At 37.9% G+C, this 12452-nt stretch carries 5 protein-coding genes and 1 pseudogene; 2 read left to right on the forward strand and 4 right to left on the reverse strand.

Annotated elements, in window-relative coordinates; genetic code table 11:
- A pseudogene (locus I8752_RS29360) lies at positions 1 to 250 on the forward strand (ISKra4-like element ISLesp2 family transposase); the annotation flags it as partial.
- 84 nt (positions 251 to 334) lie between these two features.
- Here the strand turns inward: I8752_RS29360 and I8752_RS29365 are convergent.
- From I8752_RS29365 to I8752_RS29380, 4 genes are all read right to left on the reverse strand, one after another.
- Complete coding sequence (locus tag I8752_RS29365) at positions 335 to 5059, reverse strand: nSTAND1 domain-containing NTPase (RefSeq protein ID WP_214435742.1); 4725 nt, start codon at positions 5057 to 5059, stop codon at positions 335 to 337.
- An 86-nt stretch (positions 5060 to 5145) separates the two neighbouring features.
- Positions 5146 to 8955 carry a caspase family protein gene (locus I8752_RS29370; RefSeq protein WP_214435743.1) on the reverse strand — a complete coding sequence of 1270 codons (3810 nt, stop codon included), beginning with the start codon at positions 8953 to 8955 and terminating at the stop codon, positions 5146 to 5148.
- Between the two features lie 23 nt (positions 8956 to 8978).
- Positions 8979 to 9869: a hypothetical protein gene (locus I8752_RS29375; protein ID WP_214435744.1), complete on the reverse strand. Its 891-nt coding sequence runs from the start codon at positions 9867 to 9869 to the stop codon at positions 8979 to 8981.
- Positions 9870 to 10934: 1065 nt separating this feature from the next.
- Positions 10935 to 11960 (reverse strand): WD40 repeat domain-containing protein, encoded by a 1026-nt coding sequence (locus tag I8752_RS29380; protein WP_214435745.1) that lies wholly within the window; start codon positions 11958 to 11960, stop codon positions 10935 to 10937.
- Positions 11961 to 12188: 228 nt separating this feature from the next.
- Here I8752_RS29380 and I8752_RS29385 point away from each other — a divergent pair.
- Positions 12189 to 12452 (forward strand): IS630 transposase-related protein (locus I8752_RS29385; protein WP_214434552.1); only part of this gene is annotated, 264 nt, incomplete at its 3' end.

Here is a 12452-nt window from a genome sequence, read left to right on the forward strand (position 1 = left end):
CTTAAACACTCACTTCAAACACATTCAGTATCGCACTTTTAAGAAACTAGGTTTGCCTATTGGCTCCGGTATGGTTGAAAGCGCTTGTAAATGGTTAATTCAACAACGTTTCAAAGGTGTGGGAATGCGTTGGAGTGAGGATGGATTCAATCACCTTCTACATTTGCGTTTAGCTTGGGTTAATCAACGGTTTGATACTTTGTTTTCTGACGAACCATTAACACTAACCTTGTACTCCCCTAACGATTAGATGCGCCCTTCTACTTTTACAATGACTTTACCATTCAAGCCTCATTGCTTAACCTCCATACCATCAGCGATCGCTGCCTTTTTCTTAGTATTTTTGTACTATACTTAGATGCGTTCGCCCTGATTTCCCACCCCACCGAATGTGTTTCTTGAAAGTAGTTGGGGTTGCTACTGGAGCCGTTTCACCTGTAATAATTTTTTGTGTTTGCTCTGTCAACTGAGAAGGCTTAATTCCGTCGCAGAGATGGCGGTCACTATTGTTCTCATCAAGAGTATCTAGATAGCTTCTTAGTTGTTCGCAATCGCGTTGTATAAGTGTGTCTATTTCTCCTAACTTCCAATACTTAATTTTATCATTATCTAAAGTAAGTAATGTCTTATTATCAGGGCTTAAGTATTGATTATCACTATCGGAATCAAATTTAATATGAATATTACTCTCCCAGTGCCATAATATTGTAAATCCATCATATGTTATATTAGCTATTTTATCATCAGTGTTAAGGTTGATGTAACCGCTGCTGTTGCTAAAACTTCTACCGAGATTCGCCGTAAGCTTTAGAGATGCTAACAGTTTGGGGCAGGAAGAATCCAGAAAATATTCCCATATCTTAGTACTATCGTCATCAATAGTCGCAATAACTAGTTTCCCATCATTTGTCCAAGTCAATGCTTTAATATCCTCAAAAACGTCACATGAAAAATCTTTGTCTACTTTATTATTCATAAGATTTAGCAGGTATATAGATGATCCATTAGTGATTGCTAATTGCTTTCCATCCGGGCTAAAACTCCCCAGTGTGTCGTCATCGTAATTTTCGTTATAAACCCGCTCTTTACCCAAATGTAAATCCCACACATGAATTTTTTGATTTCTATCATAATTTGAGTTAAATTCTAAAATTGCTAGTTGTGTTGATTGCTTATCATTTGAACTCAAAATTAACTTTAACTTGCTTTCTTCAGAGTACTTCTGTCCTTGTAACAAACTTGGCAACTTTAACTCTTGATTAGACGAAAGATCCCACCAGCGAATATTACCACTTTCTTCTAATAAGGCTAGTTGCTGACCATCTGGGCTGAAGCTGAAATCTTTTTGGAGACTAGGGAGTTCTATTGCATCTGTTTGGGGTGGGAGCAATTGTGGCTCTAGATTCCATATACTGATGGTGTTATCCTTGCTAGCAGTTAGTAGTTGCTTGTCATTTGGAGTAAAATTCACACTGCTAAAAAAGCCTTGAGAACCTTTAATAATTAGAGGTTCCTTAAACTTATCTGGGATGCTATCTAATTCAATAAACTGAATGGTACCATCTGACTGTGTAATAGCTAGTTTTTTTCCATCAGGGCTAAAACTTACGGTTACATCCATGTTGAAGCCTAAGTTTTTCAGATCTTGCCCTTCTCCTGTCCATTGAAAAATAGCGGAAGCTTGAGACATACCATATCCTGTTAAATAATTTATGGCAAGCAATTGACCATTATTACTAATAATGACATATCTAAAATTTTCCTTGGAGAACTTTTGAAAATTCTGCTCAAATGTTTTTTGACCTGAAGAGTAGTCTAACACATCAACAGTAGTACCATCTTTTACTTTAGTAACGGTAGCTACTAGTAATGTTCCATTTGGTTTAAAATTTATGCCATTAATATCACCTTGTAATTCTTTTAATTGGTTTACCTTTCTATTTCTCCAATCCCACAAATAGGCAGTCTTTCCATCAATCAAAGCAATTTTTTTACTATCAGGGCTAAAAATAAGACTATCAGGAATAAGATTTTTTGCTAATAAACTGTAAGTATGATTGGATTTCAAGTCCCACAAATAAGCATTTTTCACTACTTTTGGTTCTACATAAGGATCACTGCTTTCACTAATAATCAATTTCTTAGTATCAGGGCTAAACTTAAGCCTCGTAAGTAAACTTTGTTTATCAGAAAACTTACGACAAATAGGTTTTTCTTGTGGCTGGCTTTGTTGTATAGTTTGAACACAAATATTATTGTCATTATCTGTAGCAGCTACTAAGATTTTTTGCTCATTAATACTAACAATATCTCGTACTGTCCAAGCTTGAGGTAGTTGCCAACGATTCTGTTCTCTTAGTGCATAAGATGCTATTTTTAAGCTTGTTCTGACTTGATTTTGTAGCTGCTTGTCTGGTTGAAATATTCCCCAGAATAGCCAGTTATTTAAAGATTTTTCAGCACGTAAACTACTTATTAAGGCATCTAGTTTCGGTTGATTTGTGTTTAAAAAAGTTAAGGTTGAATTTTTATCAGTAATTATTTGTTCTATTAGTGCTTGTCGCTGACCAATGAGAGCCGCAGCAGTTAACCCGGATAGTACCGACATGATAAAAATTGTACCGCGCCACCACCACCTAATATTTTGGCGTTTTTTCAACACACTTTTCTGCACAAACTCAGTTTCTACTTGATTTAACCAATTGTCATTGGAGTTGAGTTCTTTATCCGCTATATCAAGATAAGGATTCCCATTCCACAAAAACTGTACAGGTTGGTTTCCAAAACGCTCTTGCTTATTCCACGCTCGCCGCCACAATCGATAAATCTGAGTAGGAATCTTGGTAAATAAGTTTTCGATGGTATGAAGCCTGAGATCCAACCAGTCAATTACAGTTTCACGTTTTGTTTGCCACCTCAAGGGTTGTAAATTACCGGAGACGCTGTTCCATTCTTCGGCAGCAGGTGTGAGCCGTCGTTGCAAAATTATATTCTCTTCATCTTGTTTTTTCCATTCCAATAACTTATCCCACCCTTGTACCAACGCATCATGGGCTGGTTCTACATAAGGTTTATCTTGAGAGTTAGACCCTTCAACAATTAAACGAGCATCAGAAAAACATTTAATAACTCTTTGCACCCGCCTATTTTCGTCTTTGTCTACATACACTAGCTCCGATTTAGGAACCTGTCTACGTGCTAACTCTCTACCTTGCGGTGAAATCATCCGTAACATGACATGACGCACTGTATCTTTGTAAGCAGGGTCTTCCATAACTAACTGGTCATATTCCTGGTTAGCACGCTTGGTTAAAGAACCAACAACTCGTCCTAACTCTTCATAATCGTTCTTCGTTAAAGCTCGGTTATCCCTTCGTTGTTCTAAATATTTCAAGTACAATTCACTAAGGGTAAAAGAAAGTAAAGGTAAAGCACCCGGCATTTGCACAACTTCGTTGATTAGTTCGTCTACTAAGCCCGGAGGATCAAAGTAAACCACTTGTTGCAAAGCTGGTTTTTCAATTACTTCTCTAAATTCATCTTGAGTCATCGGTGGCACGACAAATCGAGTATTATCATTCCAGAAGTCTTTAAGTATAGAAGTCTGGAATTGTGCTTCAAAATCGAGTCGCAAGGTAATAACTACATGGATGTTGTTAGGGTATTTAGCAAGTGAATTTTTAATAAATATCTGAAATTTCTCTGCTTCTTCACCCTTAGATAAAGTTATCAATTCTTCAAACTGATCGATAACCACTAGTAGCTTTGCTTGAGGATTATTCTTGAACCAATTTCCCAAGCTTTCTTCAACTGGGGTGAATAAACGGGAAGATGTTCCTGCTTGGATTAAAGGTTGCTTGACAGATTCTAGTACGTTATTCAATGACTTCAAAGGAGATTCCCCTGGTCGAAAAGGAGGCAGGATATGCCAGGTTTTGTCATCCTTGCTGAGTTTAGGAATAAGTCCAGCTTTCACCAAACTAGATTTACCTGTTCCCGAAGCACCCAAGACTAATGTCAATTGTTGCTTGTTATCAACTATTTTCTGGTAAAGCTTTTGAATTTGCTCTTCTCTACCAAAGAACAAATGACTGTCTTTTTCATCATAGGAAGATAATCCTCGATACGGATTATTTTCTACGTTTAATGATGGTGCATCTTCCAATTTATTACGGTCAAATTCAGGCAGCAAAAAGATGAATTCTCCTTTATCATGTTTCCTGAGTGGACATAAACTAGGAGTTTGACGCTGGTAGTAATTTTCTGATTCGATTTCTACTCGATCGCGTAAATATGAGTAAAGCTCAGTTGCGGTGATCATCCCATCTTGATTTAAGTCTGCACCTTTCCCCTGCAAAGCATCAAACAGATATTTGGCAAAGGGAGAATGGACTTCTGTTCCCTCTGTTACTATTCCGCGAGAACCCAAGGAATCTAAAGCTTTTTGGTCATCAGCTGCGGAAGTAATCACTTGCCAAGCGCGATCGCTGATAAAACGGTCGTAGCGTTCTTTATATACTTTAACTTTGGGTAAAATTTCCCGGTTAAGACTTGCCCAACGGAAAGCTCCGGCAAAACAGCAATCAAGAATTGCTAACAGATGCCGACAGGGAAGTGCATTCAAAGCATCATGTAATTCCTGCATCGGTAAGTAGGTACTGCTATCTCCTGATTTGGCATCTTGAGGAATTAGATAACCTACAGGCCCTTCTTGACTTTCTAGAGCATCTAACGCAATACCATGTCCAGCAAAGTAAAACAGAAGGCGATCGTCTTTAGTAACTGTAACTTTACCGCTATCTAATGATATTTGACCTTGATTGAAATCTGTAATTAATTGTTTTAGCGCACTGAGACTGGCTCGTTGATTCAGAATTAATTGAACTTCATATCTATTTTGTGACTGATATTGAGGTTTGAGAGCTTCATGTTGGGTTTGAATAATTTCAGCTAATTTCAGAGCATCGGGAACAGCAGTTTTTAACTCTCTAATATTATTTTGATAATTGTTAATACCAATAATAATCGCAAAATTACGACGAAAAGCAGATGCAGACATTGGCGTATATCCTTAAATTGTAAATTCCAAAATAAAATCAAGGCAAAAGCTAGATACAAAAGTGTTTACTTTTGCCTTTTAAATATCTATTTTTGGTTTGTAATCGCTGCAATCAAAGCTTGTAAACCAACTTTATTAGGTTCGCTTAGAAAGTAGCTCATGTGGTCGCAAGGTACTTCTTGAATATGAGGATGATGTATTCGTTCTTTTGGAATACTCTTGATACTGTCTACTTTTACAGCTACATCGTTCGGCACACCAAAGAATGGCAATTCTACAACTCTATTAAATAGACTTTTTTGTAGACGTTCAATAATAGATCCTCTCTCGCCTTGTTGTTCTAATGCTGCGGGAATAATAGAAGTGTTACCAGCGATAATTGAGTAGGGAATTCCCGGATCTTCACTTGCAGCTAGAGAATTTAATAAATCTGAAGCTGGGTTCATTTGGGTTAGTGCTACCCGAATATTTGTTTCTAATGTACCCATAAGCATTGCTATTACTTTTGCAGGCCAAGCAACTAAAGAAAGACCGTTGAGCGCAATACCCAGAGTCAACTTTACCCAATCTTCTACTACAGGCCAAGGAGAACCTGCATTTGGTGTACCCAACATAATTAGGTGGTTAACAACTTTATTCCCCTTTTCTTGCTCAATAAACCAGCGAGATACTAATCCACCCATTGAGTGAGCGATAATATGTAGTTCTTTATCATCGTTTTCGCTCAAACCTACATCTTTAAGTCTTCGTTTTAAATGTTGGGCATTCTGCTCAATGGTAGTATTAAGATTTTCATAATCGAAAGTAAGAACTAAATCGTAAAGTTCGCTAATAGAAATTTCTTTCCCATTTTGCAATACTGGTTGTTTGATTGTAGATACTAGACTTTCAGTATCGCCAATAATCCCGTGAATATAGAGGGCAATTTTTTTTGCATTTGCTACCTTCTGTTTGATATAGCTTATATCTTGTTTATAATTTACTTTTTGGTCGTACCCAACTTCTGCCACTGCTAAGAGAGGATAATTAAATTCTCTTCCTAAACCTTGGCTAATTACTTTCTGGAAGAAGATGCGAATAGCACCTTGCAAACTGCGTTCTCCCTCACTCACTGGGGCAGGTAATCGCTCTAAAATAATTTCTGTTTTACCGTCTTGAGTTGTTTGCCCACGACCTAGAGGCAAGAAAAATTCACCGTCATATGCCACAGGCAGAATATATTCGTTATCTGCAAGGAACGTATCAACTAATAACCTTAAAGGTTCAACTGGAGTAACAACTGTGTGGTCGGCAATATCATTCAATTCCAATACGCTTAATCCTGGGTCTGTACCGCGACTGTTAGTAAATTGGAAAGGTTGCGTCACTTGTGGATCTTCCCGCAATATGGGAGGCACAATTTTATTACCTAAATCTCGACTGGCTTGTGATGTGGTTGTTAGGCGAACATTTGCTACTAAACTAGGATGAGGTTGCAATTTCACTTCTACTCCTATTTGTTGTTCTTTTTGCTGAGAAACTGGAGTGGATTCCAAAGGGCGCACTGTAGTAATTATGATTTCCTCAGCGTACCAATCATCAAACCTTACTGCTTGGCTTTTGGCTCTAATTTCACGATTTTGAGTCCTATCCATTAAACGTTCAAGACTACTTTGATTTGCAGATTCTATATTTCTAGATATAGGTCGAGGAGCATCAAGTTTGTCTTGAGTGAGCAATCTAGAATCAAATTCTTGATTACTGATAATTAATTTAATAATATCTTTGTACTCAGTTATTCCCTGTTTCCAGTATTCGTCTGGTACTTCAAGTATCAATTCTTCTCCATCTAAAGCGTAACCTTCTTCTCCTGCTCCAAGTCTAATGCTACCTGCCTCAAAAAATGGCGCACTAATGGAGAAACTGTCTGAAAGGTTGATTAAAGTACAGTAAAGTGGTTTGTTAGTTGTATTGGTAAGTTTAAGTTTCAACTCTGGATTTTGCCACTGACCATCCTGATACTGGTATTGCAAACGTATCTGGTTGGATTGTAATAATTCCCGCTCGGACGTTATGAGTTCCATTTTCACATCGCCAGCTTTGATTTGCGTTGCCGCAGTATTTGCCAATTGAGCAATTGTTGTCCACCGAGCAATATGTTCTAAGCGTTTAATTGCCTTGTCTGCATTTTCTGGGGTGTACTCATCAATTTGAGCTACTAAGGGTCGCTCATCTGTCGTTCTGGCTATAATGTACTGCTGATTGCGACACAACAAGCGCAACTGGGCGTTACCGATTTCTTGTGATTCACGAACATAGGCTGAAGGTTTACCATTCAATCCCGCTACGTTTAGTTGTTCGCGCAATAAACTTACACCCACCTCATCGCCTTCAAAATAAACTCCTAAAGGTGGTAGTGGTAAACTAGTGACAACTGCTTTGAAAGTGGTATCAGTACCCAAGTTTTCTACCCCTTCGATATCTATTTTGCTCTTAGTTGGTAATACTTGAGTTACTTTTGCTGTACCCACAGACTTTGCAGGATTATTCAAATCTTCATTATTAACATCAAAGTTAAACAGTGCTAATAAAGTAGTTTCGCCATTCATGGGTGCTTGTAATCCGTGGACAGCACCACCTTCAATTATCCATCCAGAAGTTTGCTCGTAGCTGACAATGAAGTATGGTTTAACTTCGGCGATCGCACCATCAAGGAAGAATTTATTACTATCTTCGGGAGCGTTTACTTCTAATTGTGGAGACTGATCTCTACTTTCACTGCGGACAATAGCATTTGTGCGTGCAAATAAATCCCGATATGTCAGCTTTCCGTTTGTTTTGGTAAGGGTATCTAGTAAGTAATATGAGAAATAACCTCTATATTTGCCTGGGTATTCTTTTGCTGTTTCGTAGTCTCGACAAGCTGCTAAAAGCACATGGCGACCTTTAAAAAGCTTCCAACCAGTAGGATGTTTTTCCGGGTCTCGTTCCTGGAGAGATGAAAGTTTTTCTAAATCTTCCAGTGTAAAAATAAAGCTATCCAAAGGACGTTCTCGCTTATCTGCCGGAAAACGACGTTCTTTGGCTTCTTGCGACGGATCTTTGGTGCCAGAACCAGAGTGGCAACAATCCATAATAATCGTTATGTGCGGATCGTTTTGTGCAACTTCCGCAATTACTTTTGCTAATTCCTTATCTGCTAAATCCCAACCGTTCTCGGTACGACTGTCGTAGCAGACTAAAGTTTCATCCAAATGGTCTGGTTCTAGATGCCAAAATTCTTTAGGTGCTAATTCCTGGGAACCATGACCACTGTAGTAGAACAAGACTACATCATCTTTTTGGGCATGACAAAGATGGTTGCGGAAGCCATTAATAATTGCTTCACGGGTTGCTTGTTCATCTTTAAGCTTAAGTAAGTGCAGTTGGTATTCTTGCTGGTCAAACCGTTCGTTTAGATACTCTTCTACTGCTGTAATATCGTTTACGCAACCTTGGAGGCGATGATTGGGGTCGGGATAGTTGTCGATTCCCACCAGCAAAGCGTATAGTTTCCGATTTCCGATTCCTCGCGTTGGAATCACAATTGCAGTTACAATACTAAGGACTCTATCAATTGCCTCTGTAACTTTAGCTATACTATTAGCTGCTTCAATTTCGCGGTTTAAATTTTCTATTCCCTTTTGAAGTGAAGTTTCATTTGATTTTAAGCCTGTTAATGATAAAGAAATTTTCTGATTCTCTAGTTCTCGAATTTGAAGAGCGATTTTATTTCTCACTTCGTTAAAAGCATCTTTCTTACTTTGATCGCTTTCATTATTAATGCTGAATAAAACTTTTGAAGAGTTTAGTTTCTCATCGGCTTGTCTTAATTTATGCAAAATTGCTTGAGTTTCAGCTTCAGAATTATTAGTCATATTTAAATTGTTCCTAAAAAAGACTATTTTTGCTCAAAAACAAACGCCGAAAATGAATTAGTTTCTTGTATGAAATCATGAAGACGTTTACTGGTTAAATCTCCTTCTATAGAAGCAATAAAAAATTCTTTAAATTTTGCTAATTTATCACTTGCATCGTTAATCTTAGTAATTACGTCAGCGTTTCGTGTCATAACGTTATACCTTGCTTCTATCCATGTATCAGCATTAACTTCTTCTGGCTGAGTAAGAGGTTGTACAACCAGGCGATACTCTTGTAAATTTCGTAGCGTTTTTATGTCTCCTTCCAATGATTCACCGAGTTCTTTTAATACTTTTTCTTGAATAGTTATTTCTTGATAGATAGTATCTTTCCGCTTTTGCAATTCTTCTTTAATTGCGCCATTAATCCGAGCATCAAGAACTATCTTAGTTACCGATAGCAACCTATCAATTTTAATAGGACTCAAACTTACAAGCTTGTTACCGCTATTTTGTAAACTGTTAGCTATACTTTCAACAGCAGCCTTACTTCTATCAGGAGAGTCAGAACCTGCTAACTCTATAAGTTTACTAAAGTAATCTTGCAAAAATTGATTATGCTTACGAAGCTCGTTGATAAGTTCAAGTCGTTCCTTATCTTTTTCTGATAATTCATTGTAGTGGTTAACGAGCTTTTGAGCCACTTCATCATTAGGCTGAAATTTTCCACTAGTTATTCTATAACTTAGTAATCTCTCAGAGGTTGTATTGATTGTAATTTGTTCAGCATCTCCCAATAAGGAGTTAGTGGCTTCAGCAAAAGTTTTTCCAGCTTCGGCGAATTTCTTATACTCATCTGTAGACCTACAGCCACTTATGGTGGTTACTATAATTGCAATTACTACCCATGTTTTATGATTTTTTTTAGTCATAAATTTTAAGCAACTTAATTACACCATTTTTGATTGGTATTTTATGTTTATTACTTAACAAATAAACCACACTATAAAAATATAACTATATTACATTTTATAAAGCTTTTTATTAATTATTTTTAGATATATATAAATCTTAGGTAATTAATTAAAATTTACATATATCTAGCATAAAAATCAATAATTAACATTATTTTATAAAAATCTTTTCCTGATAAAAATAAACTCTTTTTAAAAAACAGTTTTTAATTTAAATTAGCGAAAATAAGCGTAAAAATTTAGGAGCCATCATGCTAGAAGATTAAGTAAAATTTTTGGAAGTCAATAGATAAATCATTCTGAACTAGTTTTAAACTCAGGGTTCTGACTCTTGAGGACTGAATTCTTACAAATAAGATATTTAAATAATTTCAATATCGAAGTATGCCCTTATTTACTTCATGATTTACTAATGAACCACACGTTTTATATAGGAATAGATATAAGGATTCAGGTCTAATATTGAGGAAGTAAAGAAGGGCGAGACAGAGAATTATTAAAATCAGCAATTAGAGCCTGTGCAAAAAAATCAATGACAGACCTACCTTGATGGCGACAAGTCTGCACCACTGTCCCTTGAAAGGCTCCTTGAAGGAAGAGAGTGTGCATAAAAGCTCCAAGATTCAAACGAATTTGCGCCCACAACGGCTCGTCATTTGGCTCAAAGACAGCCCATTGCGTACCGCGATAAAGACTGTAAAAAGTTATTTGAGCAAGTAAGCCAAATTCGTATTAGACATAACATTGCAGCGAATTACTTTTAATATTAGTTGTCTCATCGGCTCTGAAACTCATAAAACTCATCCCATAACTCATAGTAAAACTCATGAAAAATAACATCTTTAAATAGGAATGGTACTAAAATAACTTGTAACTAAGCATTTGTACTCTCAACAATTGCGTAGGGTCAAAAATAGGAGTAAGTTCTAAACCAAAGGCTTGAGCTTTTTTCTTCAGGTTATTAAGTAGGCACTCTCAATACTGTTACTCATAAAGATTTGTTTACTTTTTGAAAGTTTCTTGTCACTCTTTAGGAACAGACCAGAGTTTGATGGTTTTGTCGGCACTGCTGCTGGCTATCATATTTCCATGTGGTCTAAAAACTACTGACCGCACGCCTCGCTCATGCCCGATCAAATTCTCCAAGAGTTTGCCTTCAGGCAACCCCCATAACTTGATAGTGGTATCATTGCTACCACTAGCTAATCTCTTGCCATCGGGACTGAAAGCCACTGACCACACAACTCCTGAATGTCCAATTAGAGAGTGCAACAAATTACCAGTGGGCATTTGCCAGAGTTTGACTGTCCTATCAGCACTGCCACTCGCTAAAGTCCGTCCATCGGGGCTAAAAGTCACTGAGCGCACGGCTTGTGAATGAGCATTCAGGGTTTTTAGAACAGCACCATCCATGAGCCGCCAAATTTTGAGTGTACCACCCTCATCGCCACTAGCTAAGGTCTGCCCATCCGGACTAAAAGCAACAGTTCTTACCCACTTTCCATCTGATAACTGATGAACTCGTACGCCAGTCTGCACGTTCCAGATGCGGATGGTTGTGTCAGCACTACCACTGGCTAACCACTTTCCGTTGGGGCTGATGGCAACGGCTTCTACATCATCTGTATGTCCATCTAGGGTACGAAGCAGTTGCCCCGTCTCTAAATTCCAGAGTTTAATCCGGTTATCCCAACTGCCACTAGCGAGCAGCTTGCTGTCTGGACTGAAGGCAAGGCTTACCACTGCATCGCCGTGTCCTTCTAAAGTATAGAGTAAGGTGTTACTAAGCAGATCCCAAATTTTAATTTTTTTATCGTAACTGCCACTGGCGAGGAAGCGTCCATCAGGGCTAATTGCCAATGCGTAAACCCAAGTTGAATTTCCTTGGACAGAACGTAAGGGTTGAGTGGTTGCTACTATCTCTGTTGCAACACTAGCGTTTCGGAAGTGGAAGAATAGGCTAGCACAACTGCTACTACCAACCAAGATCGTTAGGGTGCTGATTGCCAATGCTACTGAAGATTTCCAGGTAATTTGTTTCGATCTCATAACAGGACATTCCTTGTGCGAGTGAGAGAATAATCTGACTTGCACCCACTGCGTAATGGTGTCAGAGACTAGCGGTACTATAGAGTAATTTTTTCCGGAATTTGAGATGAGAACGCTTTTCCTTTCGCTTTTTGTTGTTTATTCCGATGCTCAATCCAGCGTCGCATCAGAAATACAGCAAATTGCAGGTAAATGAGGTACAATAATACCAGTACATCAACTCTTAAAATGAAAGCTTACTCAATCGACTTGCGAGAAAAAATAGTTTTGGCTTACTCACAAGGTGACACCTCAATCAGGAAGGTGGCTAATAGATTTAGTGTAGCCAAAAGTTTTGTACAAAAACTTCTCTCCATGAATAAGACTCAAGGTCATGTACAACCCAAACAACAAGGTGGAGCACAAAAGGGAGAGTTGGATGGATATGAAACTCAACTAGCTGCAATGGTTGAACAATACCCAGATGCAACATTATTGGAATATTGCGAATAT

Origin of the sequence: Dendronalium phyllosphericum CENA369, assembly GCF_016056275.1 — a bacterium.
Taxonomy (GTDB): domain Bacteria; phylum Cyanobacteriota; class Cyanobacteriia; order Cyanobacteriales; family Nostocaceae; genus Dendronalium; species Dendronalium phyllosphericum.

Bases quoted from the DNA above. Each gene is read 5' to 3' on its own strand.
- I8752_RS29380 (WP_214435745.1), bottom strand. From the start codon at position 11,960: ATGAGATCGAAACAAATTACCTGGAAATCTTCAGTAGCATTGGCAATC.
- I8752_RS29365 (WP_214435742.1), bottom strand. From the start codon at position 5,059: ATGTCTGCATCTGCTTTTCGTCGTAATTTTGCGATTATTATTGGTATT.
- I8752_RS29370 (WP_214435743.1), bottom strand. From the start codon at position 8,955: ATGACTAATAATTCTGAAGCTGAAACTCAAGCAATTTTGCATAAATTA.
- I8752_RS29375 (WP_214435744.1), bottom strand. From the start codon at position 9,869: ATGACTAAAAAAAATCATAAAACATGGGTAGTAATTGCAATTATAGTA.